The organism is Streptomyces sp. 71268 (assembly GCF_029392895.1).
GTDB lineage: Bacteria > Actinomycetota > Actinomycetes > Streptomycetales > Streptomycetaceae > Streptomyces.
In genome coordinates, this window is record NZ_CP114200.1 from 2920152 (window position 1) to 2940232 (window position 20081).

A 20081-nucleotide genomic window follows, 5' to 3' on the forward strand; every position below is an offset into this window, starting at 1 on the left:
GCCGGCCGTAGCGTGGGCGCCGCACCAGGGTCTCACCGTACCCTCTCCTCCTCAGCCTCGACGAACTCCCTGACCGTGGTCGCCGTTCCACGGAATTTCGCGCGGGCAGCGTCGCCCACGCGCCAGTAATGGAGGTGCATTTTGAGTTCTCGCTCGCAGACCGGGGCAAGCGGCACGCCGCTCCTCGACCGGATCAGCGGCCCCGCGGACGTCCGCGGCCTCGCCGCGCACGAGCTGCCCGCCCTGGCCAGCGAGATCAGGGAGTTCCTGGTGGAGGCCGTGTCCAGGACCGGCGGCCACCTCGGGCCCAACCTGGGCGTGGTCGAGCTGACCATCGCCCTGCACCGGGTCTTCGACTCGCCCCGCGACCGGCTGCTCTGGGACACCGGCCACCAGGCGTACGTGCACAAGCTCCTCACCGGACGCAAGGACTTCGAGCGACTGCGCAGCCGCGGCGGCCTCTCCGGCTACCCCTCGCAGGAGGAGTCCGACCACGACGTCATCGAGAACTCCCACGCCTCGACCGCCCTCTCCTACGCGGACGGCTTCGCCAAGGCGCACCAACTGCGCGGGTTCACCGACCGGCACGTGGTCGCGATCATCGGGGACGGGGCGCTCACCGGCGGCATGGCCTGGGAGGCGCTCAACAACATCTCCGCCACCAAGGACCTGCCGCTGGTCATCGTCGTCAACGACAACGGCCGCTCCTACGCGCCCACCCGTGGCGGCCTCGCCGAGCACCTGACGACGCTGCGCACCACCCAGGGCTACGAACGCTTCCTGGAGTGGGGCAAGGACCGGCTGCGCGGCACGCCCGTCATCGGCGGCCCGCTGCTCGACACCCTGCACGGCGCCAAGAAGGGCCTCAAGGACTTCGTCGCCCCGCAGGGCCTCTTCGAGGACCTGGGCCTCAAGTACGTCGGCCCGGTCGACGGCCACGACACCGCGCAGGTCGAGTCGGCGCTGCGGCGGGCCCGCGCCTTCGGCGGGCCGGTGATCGTGCACTGCATCACCCAGAAGGGCAAGGGCCACGCTCCGGCCGAGCAACACGAGTTGGACCAGTTCCACGCCATCGGCGCGGTCTCCGCCAAGAAGAAGCCGTCCGGCCCGTCGTGGACGTCGGTGTTCTCGGACGAGATGGTCAGGCTCGGCGCTGAGCGGGAGGACATCGTCGGGATCACGGCGGCGATGTTGCAACCGGTGGGATTGGAGGCGTTCGCCAAGGCGTATCCGAAGCGGGTCTTCGATGTGGGGATCGCGGAGCAGCACGCGGTGACGTCGGCGGCGGGGTTGGCCCTTGGTGGGGTGCATCCGGTGGTGGCGGTGTACGCGACGTTTTTGAACCGGGCTTTTGACCAGGTGTTGATGGATGTGGCGTTGCATGGGTGTGGGGTGACGTTCGCGTTGGATCGCGCGGGTGCGACGGGTAATGACGGGCCGTCGCACAACGGCATGTGGGACATGTCGATCTTGCAGGTGGTGCCGGGGTTGCGGGTGGCGGCGCCGCGGGATGGGGCGCGGTTGCGGGCGTTGTTGCGGGAGGCGGTGGAGGTGGAGGACGCGCCGACGGTGGTGCGTTATCCCAAGGGCGCGGTGGGTGCGGACATCGAGCCGGTGGCGTCGGTGGGTGGGTTGGACGTGCTGGCGCGGCCGCAGGGTGTGGCGCGGGTGTTGTTGGTGTCGGTGGGGGCGATGGCGCAGGTGTCGTTGGAGGCGGCGGCGTTGTTGGCGGAGCGTGGGGTGGGGGTGACGGTGGTCGACCCGCGGTGGGTGAAGCCGGTGAACTCCGCGTTGGTGGGGTTGGCGGCCGAGCACGAGTTGGTGGCCACGGTGGAGGACAACGGCCGCGTCGGCGGCGTCGGCTCCGCCATCACCCAAGCCCTCCGCGACGCCCGGGTGACGACCCCGGTACGCGAGTTCGCCCTGACCCAGAAGTTCTTCGAGCATGGCAGTAGGAACGAGTTGCTGGACGAGGCCGGCCTGACCGCCGACAACATCGCCCAGACAGTCCACGAATCGCTGGCCACGGCCGGCGCCCACCATCTTCAGGATGTCTCATGACCGCTGTATCCCTTGGCCTGCCGTCCGTTCCGACCAAGCTTGCTGACCGTAGGGTGAGCCGCCAGATCCAGGTGGGCTCGGTGCCTGTCGGGGGTGATGCCCCGGTGTCCGTGCAGTCGATGACGACGACGTTGACCGCTGATGTGAACGCGACGTTGCAGCAGATCGCGCAGTTGACGGCGTCGGGTTGTCAGATCGTGCGGGTGGCGTGCCCGTCGCAGGATGACGCGGAGGCGTTGCCGGCGATCGCGAAGAAGTCGCAGATCCCGGTGATCGCTGACATTCACTTCCAGCCGAAGTACGTGTTCGCGGCGATTGACGCGGGGTGTGCGGCGGTGCGGGTGAATCCGGGGAACATCCGGCAGTTCGACGACAAGGTGAAGGAGATCGCGAAGGCGGCTTCGGATGCGGGGGTGCCGATTCGGATCGGGGTCAACGCCGGGTCGTTGGACAAGCGGTTGTTGGCGAAGTACGGCAAGGCCACGCCGGAGGCGTTGGTGGAGTCGGCGTTGTGGGAGTGCTCGTTGTTCGAGGAGCACGGGTTTCGGGACATCAAGATCTCGGTGAAGCACAACGATCCGGTGGTGATGGTCAATGCCTACCGTCAGTTGGCGGCTCAGTGTGACTATCCGTTGCACTTGGGTGTGACGGAGGCGGGTCCGGCGTTTCAGGGGACGATCAAGTCGTCGGTGGCTTTTGGTGCGTTGTTGGCGGAGGGGATCGGGGACACGATTCGGGTGTCGTTGTCGGCGCCTCCGGTGGAGGAGGTCAAGGTGGGTATCCAGATTCTGGAGTCGTTGAATCTGCGGCCTCGTCGGTTGGAGATCGTTTCGTGTCCGTCGTGTGGGCGGGCGCAGGTGGATGTGTACAAGCTGGCTGATGAGGTGACGGCCGGGCTTGAGGGGATGGAGGTGCCGTTGCGGGTGGCGGTGATGGGGTGTGTGGTCAACGGGCCGGGTGAGGCGCGTGAGGCTGATCTGGGTGTGGCGTCGGGTAACGGGAAGGGGCAGATCTTCGTGAAGGGTGAGGTCATCAAGACCGTGCCGGAGTCGAAGATCGTGGAGACCCTGATCGACGAGGCCATGAAGATCGCCGAAGAGATGGAGAAGGCCGGCGTCGAGTCGGGCGAGCCGCAGATCAGCGTGGCGGGCTAGGCACCCGCGCATCGGGGCGGTCACGCTGCGGCGTGGCCGCCCTTCGGCGTGCGGGGCCACTCCCGCACGCCGCGCGGAGCCGGCGGCAGCGGCGGCGGTGGCGGTGGCGTCAGCGGGTGCGGGTGCGTACGACCTCGCGTACGGCCACGGCCTCCCGTACGGGCGTACGGGCGCGAACCCGCGGGCTCGGTGCACGGCCTCCGTACGGGCACGGCCTCACGGACGGAGGCGGGGCCGGGTAGGGCCCGAGCCGCGCTCGGGCCCTACCCCGGGGGCATCAGTTCCAGGGGTCGGTGAAGGACCGGCCGGGGACCGGCTTGGCGACCAGCGCGATCGACGTGAAGAAGCTGACCTGGCCGATCGCGAACATCAGCGTGGCCAGCGCCTTGGGCTCGTAGTACTCGGCCACCTGCGCGTACAGCTCGTCCGGTACCCGCTCGCCCGACGCGGCCGGCTGGAGCACGGCCTCCACCAGGGCCAGCGCGGCCCGCTCGGCGGCGGAGAAGTACGGCGAGTCCTGCCAGGAGGCCACCGACGTGATCTGCGCCTCCGACACCCGTGCCTTACGCAGGAATCCCGTGTGCAGAACGGTCAGATAGGTGCTGCCCACGATCTGACCCGCGCGGAGGTGTACCAGGCTGATCGTGGAGCGCGGTACCGAGCCGTTGCCGACGACCTTGAACAGCGCCGCCGACACCTCCGCCAGCTCGGGGACCAGCTCCGAGGGGTCCTCGGTCATCCGCGGGGCCATCGGAACCTCTGCCGTGATCAAGCGTGCGTTCATCATCGTCTCCTCGGTACTGGCTTGTTGCCTTCACCGACCTGACGGATCGCGGCAGCCGCGTGTGACAGCCTGGCGCGGATTTTTTTGACGGACCAGCCTGACCGAGGTGGTGACCACCTCCGCCGCTACCGGTGATCGGCGCCGCGACCATGAGGGCGTGACGGCACGCGGGCGCGCGCGGCCGGGGTCCGGCCGCGCGCGCCCTCGCGGTGCTTCGTCCGGCGTGCGCCGGCGTGCGGGTCAGTGGCAGCCCGAGCCGCGCTCCCACCCGGACCATTCACCGTTCGGGTAGCTGAAGCGCACGCGCTCCCACAGCTTGCCGTCGGTGCCGGTGACCGAGATGAAGAACGTGTCGTGCGGCAACGGGCAGACGGTGACGCCGCTGCGCACCTCGCCGCCCATGGAGGACCACGAGTTCCACTTGCCGGAGGTGTTGGTCCAGCGCGTCCACACGGCGTAGTCCGTGCCGATCGCGAACTCCTGCTTGACCCCGTTGTCGAAGGTGTACGTGGCGATGGCGTACTCGCAGATGACGCGGCCACCACCCACGTTGCACACGTCCGCCTGCGCGGGCGACGCCGCCACGGCCAGACCGGCCACGGCCGCCGCGGTGACGAGTACGGCCTTCGTTCTCCTGAGCTTCATACCTGTTCGCTTCCTCCGGTGGTGCGCCGGCGCACCACCGGAGGCGCACCCGTACGCGAGCATCGGCCGGCCCCTCCCGAGGGCCGGCCCCCTTGCACGCCGAGGCTGCCAGCGAGCGCTCACGCTTTGCTAACGCGACGCTGCCGGGGACGGGAGGGCGGTAGGGGCGGGCGTGAGCGGACCCGTTTCGCACGCGCGGCCCGAACGGACGGCAGGCGTTCTAGGGTGACCCCGTGGACTGGGGGACACTCGTGGGCACGGCGCTCGGCGCGACGATCGGTGTGGGGGCCACGCTCGTCGCGGACCGCCTCCGCTGGAAGCGGGAGGAGACGACACGGAAACAGGACGTCCGCCGCCAGCTCTACGGCGAGTACCTGACGGCCCTCACGCGCACGCGCGGCCGGCTCAAGGAGGTCCGCCGCGCGGACCTGGCCGTGGACGAGCGGGCGCGCCAGGCCGCCGCGATCTTCCTTGAGGGCGGCGCGTACGAGCTGCGCTACCAGATGGCCCTCACCGCCACCGCGCCCGTCGTGGAGCACTCCGACGCGGCGCTGCGCAAGCTGCGCGACGTGCGGGACCGCATCCAGGAGGGCGCGACGGACGAGGAGTTACAGGAGGAACTCCACCTGCTGATACGTGCGATCAAGACGCTTCGGGACGCGATGCGCACGGACCTGGAAGCGGACGCCTGACGCCCGGACGGCGGGCCGTGGCGGGTCGCTCGGCGGTGGGCGGGCCTGGACTCACCGACAGGTGGCGACGGTGGGCCCGCGCCCTGACGTGCCCTCACTACATCCCCTCGCGAAGCCCCGTCGGTGGCCTCACCCGGCCGGCCCGAAGCTCCAGATAGCGCTGCTCGGCGAGGCTGGCGGTGGCCTTCGCGGCGCGCCGGTAGTGCGCGTACGCCCCGGCCGTGTCGCCGGTCCGCTCCAACAGGTGGGCCCGTACGGACAGCAGCCGGTGGTGTCCGGCCATCCGGTCGTCGCCGTCCAGGGTGGCGAGCAGGGCCAGGCCGGCCGCCGGGCCCTCGGTCTCGGCGAGGGCGATCGCCCGGTTGAGGGTGACCATCGGGTTGGGCGCGACGCGTTCCAGGATCAGGTAGAGGGCGTGCACCTGCGCCCAGTCGGTCTCCTTGGCCGTGGCCGCGTCGGCGTGCGTGGCGGCGATGGCGGCCTGCAACGCGTACGGGCCAAGGGCCGGACCGGCCAGCGCCGCCTTGACCAGCGCGGTGCCCTCGTCGACCAGCGCGCGGTCCCACGCCGTACGGTCCTGCTCGTCCAGCGGCACCAGGTCGCCGGCCGCCGTGGTGCGGGCGTCGCGGCGGGCGTGGGTCAGCAGCATCAGCGCGAGCAGCCCGGTCACCTCGCCGTCCCCGGGGAGCTGCGCGTGCGCCATCCGGGTCAGCCGGATCGCCTCGTGCGCGAGGTCGGGGCGGTGGAGCCGGCTGCCGGAGGAGGCGGTGTACCCCTCGTTGAAGATCAGGTACAGCACGTGCAGGACGACCCGCAGCCGCTCCCGCAGCTCCGCGCCGCGCGGCAGGGCGAACGAGCTGCCGGCCGCCCTGATCCGCTGCTTGGCCCGGCTGATCCTGGCCCCCATCGTGGCTTCCGGGACCAGGAACGCGCGGGCGATCTCGGCGGTGGTCAGGCCGCCGACCGCGCGCAGGGTCAGCGCCGTCTGGGAGGCGGGGGTCAGCGTCGGATGGCAGCACAGGAACAGCAGGACCAGGGTGTCGTCGGTGTCCGGCGGCTCGGCGGGCCCGACCTCGTTGGCCAGCGCGGACTCCCGTTCGCGGCGGGCGCGCTCGCTGCGTATCTGGTCGACGAGGCGACGGGAGGCCACCGTCACCAGCCAGCCGCGCGGGTTGTCCGGCACGCCCTCGGTCGGCCACCGCACGGCGGCGGCGATGACCGCCTCCTGCACCGCGTCCTCACAGTCGTCGAACTGCCCGTACCGCCGTACCAACGTGGTGAGGACCCGCGGCGTCAGCGCGCGCAGCAGGTCCTCCACGACGAGTGTTGTCATGCCTCCAATGGTCCGTCAGCGAACATCACCTGCCGCACCTCGATGCCCAGGCCCTCGATCGCGGCGTCGGGGATCCGCGCGGCCAGCTCGATCGCCCGGTCCCTGTCCTCGCAGTCGATCAGGTAGAAGCCGCCCAGGTGCTCCTTGGCCTCCAGGAATGGGCCGTCGGTGACCACCGGCTGGCCGTCGCGCACGCGCACCACGGCGGCCTGGGACGGGTCGACGAGGGCCTGCGTGGTGATCAACTCGCCGGACTGCTTCAGCGACTCGATGAACTGCCCGTGCCCCTCGCCGATCGCCGCCTTCTCCGCGTCGGTCAGCGCGTCCAGCACGGCCGGGTTGATGTGCATGCTGATCAGGAACTGCATCGCGTACTCCTCGTGGTGCGCGGCCCCCGGCGGGGGCCCTTCGACCGGTTGGTCGGAGCCGCCGCTCGCGTCTTGACATCCGCCGCCGAGAAACCTGGCACGGGATTTCGGCGGGGGCGTGGCCGGAGCGTGCCCTGCGGTCGACGTCCCGGGCGGCCCTGCCGCGCGCGGTGTGACTACGCGACCAACCCCCGGACGAACGCGGCGAAGTCCTCCGCCAGCGGGGTGACGCGGAAGTCGTCCCCCTGGTCCACGTGGACCACCGTCGGCTCGCCGGTCCTGCCGCAGGCGCGGTAGTCGAAGGCCAGCATGTCGTGGCCGGCCGACGGGGTGTCCGCGAAGTAGACGCCGAGGTCCGGGTACTCCCACTCCTCGATCCAGAAGCGGCTGCCGAACTCGCCGCCGAGTGAGTTCGGCTTGGTGCGCCCGATGCCGTAGATGCCGTTGACGGCGACGTGGGCCGCCTCGTCGGCGGACGACACCCCGGGCAGCGGGAAGAAGGCCCGGTTCGGTATGCCGCCGTTGTGGGTGCGCATGAGGGCGACGTACGAGCGGGGCAGCCGGTAGCCGCCCAGTTCGGCTTCGAGTTCGGCGATCAGCTCCGGCGTGGGCGGCGTGTCATCGACGTAGTCGCGCAGGGCGTACGGCGAGTCGTCCCAGAGGTCCGTGTCATCCGCGAGGTCCGTGCCGTCGAAACCCTCGGTGCCGGCGAAGTGCCCCATCAAGCCCCCTACATCGCTTCCGGCCTGCGAGCTTAGGCGGTGCACTCCCAGGTAACCGGCGACGGGCTAGCTTCCCAGATGCTCCTCGATGGCGTCGAAGATGTCAGCGTCGGTTTCCTGCTGCCAGGCTGGCAAGTCGGCGTAGTCCGCGACGTACCCGGGCTTGGGGTTCTCAATGCGGTGGTAGATCTGGGCGGTCCAACACGTGGCAACGTAGCGCCCCCGCTGCTCGCGGGTGAGCTGACGCGTCGCGCCCCCGCTGATCTCGATGAAGTGGCGCACCTGCTCGAACACGGCGGCAGCGGCGGCGCGTTCCCATTCCGGGGTGACATCCCAAGGAGCGATGTAGCCGGGCTTCGGCTGGCCCGGATAGTGCCGGGTGACCCCGGCGATCCAGGCTTGGCGGAAGATCTGGCCGGATTCGGTGGTCATAGGGCTCCCCCTCGGCTTTGTGGAGCGGTGGTGTTCAACTCATCGATATGTACGCTGAGATCGCGGACTCGCGGGTCGGCTCGGAAATGCATGAGGGTCGGCTGGAGAGTGCGCAGCCTGCACACTGTGTAGCTCGACGCATTGCGTTGGGCGAGCGTGACTGCCTGCCGGGCACAGTCCACGACCTGGTCGACGTCGCCCCGTTGTGCACCCACCATGGCGAGGTCCGTCAGCACACTGCTCTGACGACGAGTTGAGAGCTTCTTCTGCAAGACTTCACCTAGCACAGGCTCCGCCAGATCGAAACGTCGAAGCCGTACGTAGCACGTAGCACGCTGCTCGGCCAACCGAGAGCCGTCGAAGCGCAACCAACCCCGGTTACGTGAATCGCCACGCAGCGCGTGTACTTCCACGGCTCTGTCCAGGGCACGCTGGCAGGAGTCCACGTCGCCTGTTGCGGCATAGGCTTCTGCCTGCACGGCAGCCACCCAGTGGCGTGTGGACAAGCTGCTGTCGCCACGTTGGGCAAGAGCCGCAGCGTGGTCGAGAAGTTGCACAGCCTTGCCAGAGTCATGGTCCGCGTACAACCTAATGAACGCATACCGAGTGAGTGCACATGCCCAAAGATCTGGGCTATCGACTTCTTTTGCGGCGCTGGCCGCGAGTGTGTAGCAGTGCGCTGCATCAGTGTATTTTCCGCAGTCGAAGAGCACTTCACCAGCTAGCTGGAAGAGTTCGGCAGCTTCGCCGCATAGTTGGCGCCGCACGGACTCAGAGCCAGCGCCGTCCAATGCGGACGTTAGCTCCGCAATCTGAGAATGAACGAGCGGAAAAAGAGGACTCCTTGACTGCGCTCGGGCGTGCAGCCTCCACAAGTGGTCATTCATCGACTGATACGTATGCTCGTCGTCAGGCGCCTCACCAAGGGCGCCCAGATCGGAAAGCATCGTGGCCGTGGTCACCATCTGGAGGAAATCGCGGCGTATCACGTCGTCAAGGTCACCATCCTTAGTCCGGGGCACCGGCGCCACCGTGATCGCGTCCCGTTGAAGTAGTGCGTCCAGCTCCAGAAGCGTCACCCTGAGCAGGGCCGCCAGCTTGGGCAGGAGGAAAGGGCGAGGATCGGACTCGCCACGCTCCCACCTGCCGATGGACGTGCGATCCACACCGAGCGCGTCGGCTAGGGACTCCTGACTGTAGCCACACGCCCGCCGCTGGCGCGCGAACCGGCCTCGCCTGACCTTCACGGCCCGCCTTCCGTCCGTAACGTAAGCGCAGCTCACAGTAGTCGACGCAGTGCGTGCGCCGCATGAATGCGTCGGCTTTGCCGTGGTCTGCCCCGCCGCTCGGCCGTTCACTAGTGACAGCCGCCGGCCATCGACCACCCGGCGGCTGCAAGGGAGCGGGGTCTGCCCACTAACCCCCTACGGGGCGGCCCCGCCCACGCCACCCTCACCCTCACGAGGCGCCCATGTACGCGCACACGACGGCCCACCACACCGGGCACCCCGGCTACACCACCACCATGTCCTGCCTTCCCGAGAGTGCGGCGCACGCACGGGCATTGGTGCGGGCCGCGTTGACCACCTGGGGGCTCGAGCACCTCGCCGACGACGCCACCACCATCGTCTCCGAACTCGTCGCCAACTCCGTCAGGCACACCGGCTCGTATCCGATCCGCGTCACCATCACCCGACCCAGCGCCAACCACATCCGCGTCGCCGTCGTGGACAAGACCAAGCGGATGCCCGTCGTACGCCACGTGGACGCGCGGGACGAGGGCGGGCGGGGGCTCGTTGTGGTGCGGGCGTTGGCCTGGCGGTGGGGGACCGACCTGCTGCCCTGGGGCAAGCGGGTCTGGGGCGAGTTGCGGTGTTGAGCCAAGCGCCGCTCGGTCCGGGCGGGCGAAGACGTGGCCCGCGCCACCGCCCCCGCCCGGGAGGCCGCACCGCGCCGGCCCGGCCCCGTGCGAGGGGCCGGGCCGCCGGGTGGGCCCGGGTGGGTACGGGGGTGGCTCAGCGGTCCAGGTACGTCTCGGCCACCAGGAACGCCAGGTCGAGGGACTGGCTGCGGTTCAGGCGGGGGTCGCAGAAGGTCTCGTAGCGCTGGCGGAGGTCGTCCGCGTGGACCTCGCCGCCCACGCACTCGGTGACGTCGTCGCCGGTCAGCTCGACGTGGATGCCGCCGGCGTGGGTGCCAAGGCCCTGGTGGACCTCGAAGAACCCCTTGACCTCGTCCAGGACGTCGTCGAAGCGGCGGGTCTTGTGGCCGCTGGGGGCCTCGAACGTGTTGCCGTGCATCGGGTCGCAGACCCAGCCGACCTGGGCGCCGGACGCCGTGACCTTCTCGACCAGGGCGGGCAGCTTGTCGCGGACGTGGCCCGCGCCCATGCGGACGATGAACGTGAGCCGGCCCGGCTCGCGGTCCTCGTCCAGCCGGTCGACGAGCGCGAGCACCTCGTCGGCGGTGGCCTTCGGGCCGATCTTGACGCCGATCGGGTTGCGGATGCGGGAGCAGAACTCGACGTGCGCGCCGTCGAGTTGACGGGTGCGCTCGCCGATCCAGACCATGTGGCCGGAGAGGTCGTACGGCTGGCCGGTGCGCTCGTCCGTACGGGTGAGGGCCGCCTCGTAGTCGAGGATGAGCGCCTCGTGCGAGGCGTACACCTCGGCCGAGTGCATCTGGGCCGGGTCCGCGCCGCAGGCGTGCATGAAGTTCAGGGCGCGGTCGATCTCGCGGGCCACCGCCTCGTACCGCTGCCCGGAGCGCGAGGTCTTGACGAAGTCCTGGTTCCAGGCGTGGACCTGGCGCAGGTCGGCGTAGCCGCCGCCGGTGAAGGAGCGCACCAGGTTCAGCGTGGCGGCCGACGCCTGGTACATGCGCTTGAGCCGCTCCGGGTCGGGCCGGCGGGACTCCTCGGTGAACTCGAAGCCGTTGACGGAGTCGCCCCGGTAGGCGGGCAGGGTGACGCCGTCGCGGGTCTCGGTCGGCTTGGAGCGCGGCTTGCTGTACTGGCCGGCGATGCGGCCGACCTTCACCACGGGAACCGAGCCGGCGTAGGTGAGCACCGCGCCCATCTGGAGCAGCGTCTTGAGCTTGTCGCGGATCTGGTCGGCGCCCACCGCGGCGAAGGACTCCGCGCAGTCGCCACCCTGGAGCAGGAACGCCTCACCTCGGGCCACGGCGGCCAGCTTGTCGCGGAGTTGGTCGCACTCGCCGGCGAAGACCAGCGGCGGGTAGGTCTCCAGCTCGCTCAGGGTCGCGCGCAGCGCCTCGGGGTCCGGCCAGTCGGGCTGCTGCGCGGCGGGCAGCGAGCGCCAGTCGGGCCGCGGGGCGGCCGCGGACAGCGTGGGCAAGGTGTCGGCCGTCTGTGTGTTCATGGGGTGTCGTATGCGGCGGGCCGTGCGACCCGCCGCGCTCCTTCCTGGACGCTTCGTGGCACTGTCGTCGGTCGCGTCGACCACGTGGGGGTGGCCGGGGTACGGACAGGTGCCGCGGGGCGATCGTTGGTGGCTGGCTGGTGGGACGGCGAGGGGCTTACGGCATCCGGTGCGGCGGGCCCCGGGCGGCGTGCCGGGCCCGGGGCCCGGAGCCCACGGCCCGGGGCCCGAGGGCCCGGTACCGGGGGTGGGGCATTCGGGGTGTGGGGTGTGGGGAGTTCGGACTGCGGGGTGGGAGTCGGGTCAGCGGCCCGGCGGGGTGCCGGGCCCGTGGCGTCGGGCCGTGACGTCGGACCGTGGTGCCTGGAGGTGCTGTCAGGGGGCGGTGGCTCCGGGCGCGCGCTCGGCGTGCGCCGGGTACGAGGCGTCCGCCTGGTACGAGGCGTGCGCCGCGTGCCGGGCGGCTGTCTCGTACCCGTACGCGTACTCCGGAGCGTATGCGGGGCGCGGCGCTGCCAGGGTCACGGCCGCCACCATGTGGTCGCCGATGACGCGACATCGGGCCGTGGCGCCACGGAGCGCGGCCGGGGCGGGCGCGGTGGGGCTGACGGACAGCAGCACCGGCCCGTCGGCGGCCGACGGGTCCGGCTCGGGCCACTCCAGCGTGACCGAGCGGAACGCCAGGCCCTCCTGCCGGGGCGCGGGCAGCGCCTTGTACAGCGCCTCCTTCGCGCAGAACAGCCGCAGCACCGCGAGTTCGGGTCGCGCCTCGGCCCGCGCGCGGTCGAGTTCGGCGGGCGTGGCGGCGTAGCGGCGGGCCGCGTACAGGCCGTCCGCCGACGCCAGCGGCTCCATGTCGAGCCCGATGGCGAGCCCGTCGGCGGCCGTGACCGCGCACAGCGCCAGCTCATCCGTGTGGGTGAGCGAGCCGCGCACGCCGGCCGGCCAGCCCGGGGCGCCGCGCTCGCCCGGTAGCGGCCAGTGCGGCGCGCCGGTCAGCGCGGCGGTGGCGCGGGCCGCGGCGAGTCGGCCGGCCGCGTACGTGCCGCGCCGGCGTGGGGCGGCGTACTCCGGCAGGGCGGCGCGCACGGCGACGGGCAGCCCGGTGAAGGGCAGTTCGCCGACGGTCGCGTGCGCCACCGTCACCGCGCCGCCGGCGTGGGTGCCGGCGACCGCGCCGGCTCCGACGCCGTGGCCGACGGCACCGCCCCGGGGGGCCCTGCTGAGCCCCGGACCCCGGCCGCGGCCGAAGCCGAGGCCCCGGCCCAGGCCGCGCGCGGGCGCGCCGCTACCGGCCCGGGCCGCGCTGCCCGGGCCGGTGGTGGCGCCGAACAGCTCGGCGACGCGGGCATCCACGGTCATCGGGCGGATCTGGTCAGGTGGGTGACCGCGTTGGCGACCACCTGGTGGCCGGTGCGTCCCTCGCCCGACATGATCGACTCAGGGTGGAACTGGACGGCGGCCAGGCCGCGTTCGGGTGCCTCCACCGCCATCGCGACGGCGCCGTCCGCCGTCACGGCCGTCACCCGCAGGCCCTCCGGCACCCGGCCGGGGTCGGCGTACAGCGAGTGGTAGCGGCCGACGTCGAACGTCTCGGGCAGGCCGGTGAGCAGACCCGACTCGACGGTGGTGCGGCGCACCCGGGAGGGCTTGCCGTGGACGGGCGCGGGCAGCGTGGCCAGGTCGCCGCCCAGGTACTCCACGATGCCCTGGAGACCGAGGCAGACGCCGAAGACCGGGATGCCGAGCCGCTCGGCCTCGGCCAGCGTCGCGGAGACCTTGAAGTCGGCGGGCGTGCCGGGCCCGGGCGAGAGCACCACCAGGTCGGGCCGGCGCTCGCCGATGAGGTGCAGGTGGCCGCCGCTGCGGTAGGTCTCCACGGCGGCGCCGGTCTCCCGGAAGTAGCCGGCCAGGCAGTGCACGAACGAGTCGCGGTGGTCCACGAGCAGGACGTCGCGGCCCTCACCGGGCCGCTCGCGCACCTCGGCGCGGGCCGGTGGCGGCGGGTCGCCCGCGAGGATCTCCAGGAGGGCCTTCGCCTTCAGCTCGGTCTCCTGCTCCTCGGCCACCGGGTCCGAGTCGTACAGGAGCGTCGCCCCGGCCCGTACGGTGCCCACGCCGTCCCTGATCTGGATGGTGCGCAGCGTGAGCACGGTGTCCAGGCAGCCGTCGAAGCCGATCCGGCCGACGGCGCCGCCGTACCAGCGGCGCGGCGAGCGCTCGTGCCGCTCGATGAACTCGACGGCGGCCAGCTTGGGCGCGCCGGTCACGGTGACCGCCCACAGGTGGGCGAGGAAAGCGTCCAGGGCGTCGAACCCGGGGCGCAGTTCACCCTGTACGTGGTCCACGGTGTGGATGAGCGTGGAGTACATCTCGATGCTGCGCCGGGCGGTGACGGTGACCGTGCCGGGCACGCACACCCGCGACTTGTCGTTGCGGTCCACGTCCGTGCACATCGTGAGCTCGTGCTCGTCCTTGGCCGAGTTGAGGAGTTCGCGGATGCGCTCGGCGTCCTCCAGGGCGTTGGCCCCGCGCTGGGCGGTGCCGCTGATCGGGGCGGACTCCACCAGGAAGCGGTCGGTGTCGGCGTCGATGCCGCGGCTGACCCGGACGAACATCTCCGGCGACGCGCCCACCAGGTACTCGCCGTCGCCCAGGTTCATCAGCAGGCTGTGCGGCGCGGGGTTGCGCTCGTACAGGCGGCGGAAGAGCTGGGCCGGGGTCTGGGAGCAGGCGTGCTGAAACGTCTGGCTGGGCACGGCCTCGAACAGGTCGCCGGAGCGGAACAGCGGCATCGCCGCCTCCACCACCCGCGCGTACTCCCCCACCCGGTGGTCGCGCCGGCCCCGCGAGGGCCGGCCGGGCACGAACGGTTGGCTGGGAGTCCCGGTCGGCAGCCACTGGGTGCTGGCGGCCCGGGTGTGGAAGTCGTAGCGGAAGCGCACCGCCGTGTCGCCGCGCAGGTCCAGGTCGTACAGCGTGTCGGGCAGGTGGAGGACCATGTCCCGGTCGTGCGGGTTCCGCTCCTGGCGGGCGTCCATCGGGTCGACCTGGAAGATCAGGTCGTAGCCGAACGCGCCGAACAGGCCGAGCAGTTCGTCGTCGGGTACGGCCAGCCCCGCGATCAGCGCCCGGATCGCGGCGAAGACGCCCACGTGCCGGGTGCGGTCCTCCTCGGCGAAGACGCCGTGCGGCGTGCCGCCGTGGACGTGCAGCGTGTCCCCGTCGGCGCGGACCGTGCCGGGCAGGTCGGCCAGCAGGGTACGGAGGGTGGGCAGCAGCACCCGGCCGCGCTCGTTGAGGGCGGTCACCGCCAGCCGGTCGCCGCGCGCGGCCACCTCAAGCGGTGGGTCCACGTAGCCGATGATCCGGTCCCGGCCCCGGAAGAGGACCATGCCGCGGCGCTCGTCGAGCGCCGCCTCCAACTGGGCGCGGGCCGCCGCGGCGCTGCCGGCGTGCTCCGTCGTACGGACCACCTCGACCCCGGATGGAGTGGTCCAGCGACCCGTCTCCGCTCGCGCTTCCTGGGCCGTCCCCGTCGTGTCCGTCGAGGTCATCCCCACCGTTCCCCTCCATGGCTGCGTACGTCGGTGCGTGTGGTGGTGCGTGCGTGCATGCGCTGGTGCGTGGTGGTGCGAGCGGGCGGACGCGTGGTGGCGCGTGCGCCGGTGTCGTACGCGCGCTCTCCGCCCGCTACGGCGGTTGTCCGGCGTCGGCGGCGGGGCGCCGGGCCGCACCCCGGGCCCCGCCTGTCGCGTCCCGGGTCAGGCGCCGGAGCCGGAGCCGCCCCCGCCCGTGCCGGCCGTGGCCTTGTCGTCCCGCGCGGCGGCGGCCGGCTCGGTGCTCTTCGCCGCCTCGGCCTCCCTCGCCTCGGCGGCGAGTCGGTCCCGCAGCACCCGGCGCAGCAGCTTGCCGGCGCCGTTGCGCGGGATCTCGTCGACGAAGTGGACCGCGGTCGGCCGCTTGTAGCTGGCCAGCTCGCGGGCGCAGGCGCCGATCAGCGCGGCCACCGTGGGCGGCTCGTCGCCGGCCGCGACGAACGCCACCGGCACCTCGCCCCACTCGTCGTTGGGCGCGCCGACCACGGCCACGTCCAGGACGCCGGGCTGGGTGGCCAGGACCCGCTCGATCTCGGCCGGGTAGACGTTCTGGCCGCCACGGATGAGCACGTCGTTGCGCCGGTCCACGAGGTAGAGGAAGCCGTCCTCGTCGGCGTACCCGACGTCGCCGGTGCGCAGCCAGCCGTTGCGCACGGTCTTGGCGGTGGCCTCCGTGTTGCGCCAGTACAGCAGCATCATGCCGTCGCCACGGACGCAGATCTCGCCGACGTCACCGGTGGGCAGCGCGTTGCCCGAGTCGTCCTGGACCTCGATGTGGTACCCGGGCAGCATGCGGCCGGCGGTGGGCAGCACGGTGCCCTCCTCGTCGAACGGCCACTCGCCCCGGCGGAAGAGGTGGGTGGCGATCGGGCCGCCGCCCTCGGTGATGCCGTAGATGCTGCGCATCGGGGCCGGGAACTTCTCCAGGCACTCGCGGAGGAGTTCCTGCGGCATCGGGGCGCCGCCGAACATGATGTCCTTCAGGCTGGACAGGTCGGCGTTCGCGAACGCCTTGGTACGCAGCACGAAGCGGGCCATCGAGGGCACCAGGAAGGTCTTGGTCGCCTTGAACTCGGCCACGTCGGCCAGCCAGCGCTGCGGCGTGAACTCCGGCTCCAGGACCAGCGCGCCACCGGAGGCGAACAGCGCCAGGCCGATGACAACGCTGCCGTGGAACAGCGGGCAGGGGTTGACCATCACGTCGTCGGCGGAGAAGCCGACCTCGGCGGCCATCGCCGTGTAGCAGGCGGAGACCGAGCGGTGGGTGACCGCGACGCCCTTGGCGTGCCCGGTGGTGGCGCTGGTGTGCAGGATCGCGAAGATGTCGTCCTGCCGGGGCAGCGGCAGCTCGCGCGCCTTGGTGGCCGCCATCTCCTCGTAGTCCTCGGAGCCGATCGAGACCCGCCAGCCGTCGCCGAACGCGTCGCCGAGCCGGTCGAAGATCTGCTGCTCGGAGAAGACGCCCACCGGCTCCACGTTGCGGACGATGTGCTCGACCTCGGGCGCGGGGAACGACGGGTTGATCGGGCAGACCACGACGCCCGCCTTGCCGCCCGCCACGTACAGCTCAAGGACCTCGACCCGGCTGCGGGAGCTGACCGCGATCCGCTGGCCCTTCTCGACGCCGCGCTCCAGCAGCGCGGTGGCCAACGCGTCCGTGCGCTCGTCGAACTCCCGCCAGGTCAGGCGGCGGTTCGGGTCGGCCAGCGCGAGGCGGTCAGGGCGCAGCAGCCGGTTGCGCTTGACGAAGTGCGCCATCCACATCAGCGGGCCTCCCCGCTGGCGGTCGCGGCGGCCGGGGTGGTCTCGGCGGCGTCGGTCAGCTCGGCGGCCTCGCGGGAGACGAGGACCTGGTTGATGCCGTCCAGGGTGTGCAGCGCGCCCAACTCGTCGTCGTCCAGCGGGGTTCCGGTGCGCTCCTCCAGGGTGAGGGCCAGCCGGATCAGGTCACCCGAGTTGAGGCCGGCGTTGATCAGGTCGGCGTCGCCCGGCACGCCCTCGATGAGCTGCGGCAGGTCAACGAACTCCAGCAGGAGGCGGTGGCCGGGGGTCAGGTGGTCGCTCATGAGCTTCCCTTGCTTGTCGTGGTGTGTTCGGGGACGGAAAGGGATGGAAGAGGGACGGAGAAGCACGGAGGGTGGCGCCGCTCGGCGTGGGCTTGGCGTGGGCTCGGCGTGGGCGGGCGCTCGGTGTGGGGGCGCTCCGCGTGGGCGGGTGCTCGGTGTGGGCGGGGCGGGCGGCCTGAGGGGGGACTCGGCGCACCGGGTGCGGCTCGGGGGGTAGCGCGCCACACCCGTCCGCCCCGCCTCACCTGGCGTCGAGTCGGATCAACTCCCCCGACGCCAGCTTCCTGGCCACCTCAAGGCGCTTGACCTTCCAGGTGGCGGTGTGCGGGATGTCCTCCCAGCGGCACTGCACGGGCGGCGCCAGCTCGGGCAGCCCGGCGGTGACCTCGGCCCAGGCCGCGTGGTCCAGCGGGCGGTCGCCGCGGGTGCACACCAGCGGCACGGGCGGGCCGTCGGGGACGGGTATCAGCACGGCCTCGGTGAGCTGCCGCATCCCCTCCAGGATCTGGTCCTCGGCCCGGAGCAGGCTCTCCATCCCGCTGCCCTGGTCCACGATCCGGTCGTACAGGTGCAGGCAGCCGCGCTTGCTGACCACGCCGACGTCGCCCATCGCCCACCAGCCGTCCACCCGCTGGTCGCCCTGGCCCAGGTAGGCCGGGGTGACGCCGGCGGACTTGCCGAAGATCGCGCCGAGTTGGCCCCTGCCGAGCCGGCGGGTGTTGCCCTCATCGCTGATCCGCAGCCTGGTGTGGCCGATCATCGGCCGGCCCACGCAGCGGCCGTCGGTACAGCCCTTGTTCGCCCGGTGCAGCTTGATGGTCAGCGGACCGGTCTCGGTCTGCCCGTACGCCTGGAGGTAGCGCGCGCCGGGGCGGCCGGCGGCCAGCAGGGTATGGATGGTGCGCGGGTGCGCGGCGTCGAAGGAGCTGATGAACATCCGTACCTGGGCGAGGAGTTCGGGCCGCTTCTCGGCGGTCTCCTCCCAGCGGATGAACGCGTTGGGCAGCGTCTCCACGATCCCCGGGCGCACCCGGGCGAGCATCCGCTCGGCGTTGCGCGGGTCGGGGTCGGTCATGAAGCCGAGCGGCAGGCCGACGGCGAGCACCGTGAGCATCCCGGACATGGCGCGCGCGTGCACCGGCGAGACGCAGGTCAGGTACGGGTCCCGCAGCCGCACCACGCGCAGGAAGTTGACCTGCGGCTTGGCGTGCCCGGCGAAGCTCTCCACGGTGTGCAGCACCAGCTTGGGCACGCCGGTGGTGCCGGAGCTGTGCGTGACCAGTTGGGGCGCGTCGCGGGGCGGCACGATGGAGTGCGGCAGCTCGCCGGGCGGCTGGTCCTGGAGCGCCTCACCGTGCCGGCCGGGCTTGCCGACGTAGAGCCGCGGCGGCAGCGCCGCGCCCACCTCGTCGAGCGCGCCCGCGGACTCGGTGTCCGCGTCGGTGACGATCGCGGCCGGTTCGCCGCGCCGCACGTGCAGGCCGAGCGAGGTCGGCCCGACGTCGGGGTGGGTGAGGATCGGCACCGCGCCCATCCGGGCGCAGGCGAAGGCCAGCAGGATGACGTCGAAGTTGGCCCGCTTGACGACGAGCACCCGGTTTCCCGGCAGCACGCCGGCGCCGACCAGCAGCGCGGCGGCGCGCTCCACCAGCTCCGCGAAGGTCGCGAAGTTCAGCGCGTCCCCGGCTTCCGGGAACAGGTCTAGGGGCTGGTCCAGGTGGATCGGTACGTCGGGGTGCCTGCGTGCCGCCTCCCGGGGCGCGGTGGCGAGTGCCAGCGTGGCGCGTATGCGTCCCATCGGTCCGCTCCCCCCTTCCTGGGTCTCGTCCTGGTGCACGCGGACGCGTCCGGTGCTCGGTCTGTCGGCCCGAGCCGCCCCGCCCCCGCCCGGCCCCGGCGACGAGGCCGGGTCGGACGGTGCGCGCGGGTCGGCTCACGCCGGGTGGTACGGGGTCGACTTACGCCGGGTGGTACGAGGTCAACTCGCGCCGCGTGGGGCCGGGGCGGCCTGGGGTGACGCGAGTGGCGTGGGGCTCGGGTCGTCGCCGTCGCGCCGGTCGGCGCGATGGTGACGGGGTGTGCCCGGAACCGGGTCCGGGGTCGGGCGCCGCCTGTCGCGGGCCGCTCAGCGGGCCCGTGGCGGCACGGCCGGCCGCGCGCCGCACCGCCGACCCCGTGGGACCACGCGCGGCTCCGTCGCGCTCGGCGAACTCGCGGAACTCGGGGTTCCCCGGGAACCCGCGGCACCCACGGAATCGGAAGCGGAAGAGCGAATGAGACGGTGAACGGATTGGCGTACGCGACACGGGGGCGCGCCGCATTTCGCGGTGGCCGCCCGGCGGGCCTTCGGGCGAACGGTGTGGGCGGCACCCGATGACGCGAGCGCGCGGTCGATACAGACGATCGGAAGATACCCTCGCGCAGCGCCTTCCGGAATCTCTGCCATAGAGATCACAGAACGAAATTCAACGACCGAAGGGTCCGGGGAATTTCCGGTGTGTTGCCATCCGATGAAGAAGTCCTCCGTCGGCGCCGCCGAAGCTCCCGGCGCTCCGCCCTTACCGTGTCCTCGGCTCGCGTTCACGGTGTTCACGCGGCCCGACACCGGTCGGACACAGGCTAGTTGGACGTGGTCAACGCGGCGCACGGCGGGAAACCCCCGTTTCTTGCCCGGCACGTCGCATTCCCCCTCAGTTCGTTCTCGATCGCATCGGCTGCGTATCGCGGGCGCCGACGTGGTCGCGGACACCCCCGGAAGGAAACAAGGAGGGACACCAGAAGTTGAGACCGATCCCGCGCGACGAAGAGGGCGGTGTGGACCCTCTGGTGCTCCCCCGAGCGCAGC

At 71.8% G+C, this 20081-nt stretch carries 17 protein-coding genes; 4 read left to right on the forward strand and 13 right to left on the reverse strand.

Going from position 1 to position 20081, the window contains the following annotated elements; genetic code table 11:
• Positions 1–141: 141 nt before the first annotated feature.
• Together dxs and ispG are read left to right on the forward strand one after the other, a co-directional pair.
• The gene (gene dxs, locus OYE22_RS10760) at positions 142–2061 is read left to right on the forward strand and encodes a 1-deoxy-D-xylulose-5-phosphate synthase (protein WP_277320203.1); all 1920 of its coding nucleotides are present in this window, start codon (positions 142–144) and stop codon (positions 2059–2061) included.
• Positions 2058–3215 carry a flavodoxin-dependent (E)-4-hydroxy-3-methylbut-2-enyl-diphosphate synthase gene (gene ispG, locus OYE22_RS10765; RefSeq protein ID WP_277320204.1) on the forward strand — a complete coding sequence of 386 codons (1158 nt, stop codon included), beginning with the start codon at positions 2058–2060 and terminating at the stop codon, positions 3213–3215. Before dxs ends, ispG begins: the two co-directional genes overlap by 4 nt.
• Before the next feature lie 277 nt (positions 3216–3492).
• Here ispG and OYE22_RS10770 read toward each other — a convergent pair whose 3' ends face one another.
• Complete coding sequence (locus OYE22_RS10770) at positions 3493–3999, reverse strand: carboxymuconolactone decarboxylase family protein (RefSeq protein WP_277320205.1); 507 nt, start codon at positions 3997–3999, stop codon at positions 3493–3495.
• A gap of 240 nt (positions 4000–4239) precedes the next feature.
• Positions 4240–4644 carry a hypothetical protein gene (locus OYE22_RS10775; protein WP_277320206.1) on the reverse strand — a complete coding sequence of 135 codons (405 nt, stop codon included), beginning with the start codon at positions 4642–4644 and terminating at the stop codon, positions 4240–4242.
• Between the two features lie 233 nt (positions 4645–4877).
• Between OYE22_RS10775 and OYE22_RS10780 the strand changes: the two genes are divergently transcribed.
• Entirely contained in the window at positions 4878–5336 is a 459-nt protein-coding gene (locus OYE22_RS10780; RefSeq protein WP_277320207.1) for a hypothetical protein, read from the forward strand.
• A 97-nt stretch (positions 5337–5433) separates the two neighbouring features.
• Here OYE22_RS10780 and OYE22_RS10785 read toward each other — a convergent pair whose 3' ends face one another.
• The 5 genes from OYE22_RS10785 to OYE22_RS10805 all read right to left on the reverse strand — a co-directional run bounded on the left by OYE22_RS10785 (position 5434) and on the right by OYE22_RS10805 (position 9474).
• Positions 5434–6669: a DUF6596 domain-containing protein gene (locus OYE22_RS10785; RefSeq protein WP_277320208.1), complete on the reverse strand. Its 1236-nt coding sequence runs from the start codon at positions 6667–6669 to the stop codon at positions 5434–5436.
• Entirely contained in the window at positions 6666–7037 is a 372-nt protein-coding gene (locus OYE22_RS10790) for a YciI family protein (RefSeq protein ID WP_277320209.1), read from the reverse strand. The genes OYE22_RS10785 and OYE22_RS10790 overlap by 4 nt, the downstream gene beginning before the upstream one ends.
• Before the next feature lie 176 nt (positions 7038–7213).
• Positions 7214–7759, reverse strand: coding sequence for an SMI1/KNR4 family protein (locus tag OYE22_RS10795; RefSeq protein WP_277320210.1), 546 nt, complete (start codon positions 7757–7759; stop codon positions 7214–7216).
• A gap of 66 nt (positions 7760–7825) precedes the next feature.
• Complete coding sequence (locus OYE22_RS10800; RefSeq protein WP_277320211.1) at positions 7826–8191, reverse strand: hypothetical protein; 366 nt, start codon at positions 8189–8191, stop codon at positions 7826–7828.
• Positions 8188–9474, reverse strand: coding sequence for a helix-turn-helix transcriptional regulator (locus OYE22_RS10805; RefSeq protein WP_348652200.1), 1287 nt, complete (start codon positions 9472–9474; stop codon positions 8188–8190). The genes OYE22_RS10800 and OYE22_RS10805 overlap by 4 nt, the downstream gene beginning before the upstream one ends.
• Before the next feature lie 188 nt (positions 9475–9662).
• Between OYE22_RS10805 and OYE22_RS10810 the strand changes: the two genes are divergently transcribed.
• Positions 9663–10070: an ATP-binding protein gene (locus tag OYE22_RS10810; protein ID WP_277320213.1), complete on the forward strand. Its 408-nt coding sequence runs from the start codon at positions 9663–9665 to the stop codon at positions 10068–10070.
• Between the two features lie 136 nt (positions 10071–10206).
• On the opposite strand, the gene OYE22_RS10815 is transcribed toward OYE22_RS10810, so the two are convergent.
• The 6 genes from OYE22_RS10815 to OYE22_RS10840 all read right to left on the reverse strand — a co-directional run bounded on the left by OYE22_RS10815 (position 10207) and on the right by OYE22_RS10840 (position 19034).
• A complete protein-coding gene (locus OYE22_RS10815) occupies positions 10207–11571 on the reverse strand; it encodes a 3-deoxy-7-phosphoheptulonate synthase class II (RefSeq protein ID WP_277320214.1) in 1365 nt (454 codons plus the stop codon).
• Between the two features lie 375 nt (positions 11572–11946).
• Complete coding sequence (locus OYE22_RS10820) at positions 11947–12933, reverse strand: 4'-phosphopantetheinyl transferase superfamily protein (protein ID WP_277320215.1); 987 nt, start codon at positions 12931–12933, stop codon at positions 11947–11949.
• The gene (locus OYE22_RS10825) at positions 12930–15128 is read right to left on the reverse strand and encodes an anthranilate synthase component I (protein WP_277320216.1); all 2199 of its coding nucleotides are present in this window, start codon (positions 15126–15128) and stop codon (positions 12930–12932) included. The genes OYE22_RS10820 and OYE22_RS10825 overlap by 4 nt, the downstream gene beginning before the upstream one ends.
• Positions 15129–15335: 207 nt before the next feature.
• Positions 15336–16934 carry an AMP-binding protein gene (locus OYE22_RS10830; protein ID WP_277320217.1) on the reverse strand — a complete coding sequence of 533 codons (1599 nt, stop codon included), beginning with the start codon at positions 16932–16934 and terminating at the stop codon, positions 15336–15338.
• Positions 16934–17236 (reverse strand): phosphopantetheine-binding protein, encoded by a 303-nt coding sequence (locus OYE22_RS10835; protein WP_277320218.1) that lies wholly within the window; start codon positions 17234–17236, stop codon positions 16934–16936. The genes OYE22_RS10830 and OYE22_RS10835 overlap by 1 nt, the downstream gene beginning before the upstream one ends.
• A 241-nt stretch (positions 17237–17477) precedes the next feature.
• Positions 17478–19034: a class I adenylate-forming enzyme family protein gene (locus OYE22_RS10840; protein ID WP_277320219.1), complete on the reverse strand. Its 1557-nt coding sequence runs from the start codon at positions 19032–19034 to the stop codon at positions 17478–17480.
• Between the last annotated feature and the right edge of the window lie 1047 nt (positions 19035–20081).

What these genes read in the sequence shown, in the direction of transcription:
- ispG (WP_277320204.1), top strand. Translation starts at nt 2,058, where the DNA reads ATGACCGCTGTATCCCTTGGCCTGCCGTCCGTTCCGACCAAGCTTGCT.
- OYE22_RS10770 (WP_277320205.1), bottom strand. Translation starts at nt 3,999, where the DNA reads ATGAACGCACGCTTGATCACGGCAGAGGTTCCGATGGCCCCGCGGATG.
- OYE22_RS10775 (WP_277320206.1), bottom strand. Translation starts at nt 4,644, where the DNA reads ATGAAGCTCAGGAGAACGAAGGCCGTACTCGTCACCGCGGCGGCCGTG.
- OYE22_RS10785 (WP_277320208.1), bottom strand. Translation starts at nt 6,669, where the DNA reads ATGACAACACTCGTCGTGGAGGACCTGCTGCGCGCGCTGACGCCGCGG.
- OYE22_RS10790 (WP_277320209.1), bottom strand. Translation starts at nt 7,037, where the DNA reads ATGCAGTTCCTGATCAGCATGCACATCAACCCGGCCGTGCTGGACGCG.
- OYE22_RS10795 (WP_277320210.1), bottom strand. Translation starts at nt 7,759, where the DNA reads ATGGGGCACTTCGCCGGCACCGAGGGTTTCGACGGCACGGACCTCGCG.
- OYE22_RS10800 (WP_277320211.1), bottom strand. Translation starts at nt 8,191, where the DNA reads ATGACCACCGAATCCGGCCAGATCTTCCGCCAAGCCTGGATCGCCGGG.
- OYE22_RS10810 (WP_277320213.1), top strand. Translation starts at nt 9,663, where the DNA reads ATGTACGCGCACACGACGGCCCACCACACCGGGCACCCCGGCTACACC.
- OYE22_RS10815 (WP_277320214.1), bottom strand. Translation starts at nt 11,571, where the DNA reads ATGAACACACAGACGGCCGACACCTTGCCCACGCTGTCCGCGGCCGCC.
- OYE22_RS10820 (WP_277320215.1), bottom strand. Translation starts at nt 12,933, where the DNA reads ATGACCGTGGATGCCCGCGTCGCCGAGCTGTTCGGCGCCACCACCGGC.
- OYE22_RS10825 (WP_277320216.1), bottom strand. Translation starts at nt 15,128, where the DNA reads ATGACCTCGACGGACACGACGGGGACGGCCCAGGAAGCGCGAGCGGAG.
- OYE22_RS10830 (WP_277320217.1), bottom strand. Translation starts at nt 16,934, where the DNA reads ATGTGGATGGCGCACTTCGTCAAGCGCAACCGGCTGCTGCGCCCTGAC.
- OYE22_RS10835 (WP_277320218.1), bottom strand. Translation starts at nt 17,236, where the DNA reads ATGAGCGACCACCTGACCCCCGGCCACCGCCTCCTGCTGGAGTTCGTT.
- OYE22_RS10840 (WP_277320219.1), bottom strand. Translation starts at nt 19,034, where the DNA reads ATGGGACGCATACGCGCCACGCTGGCACTCGCCACCGCGCCCCGGGAG.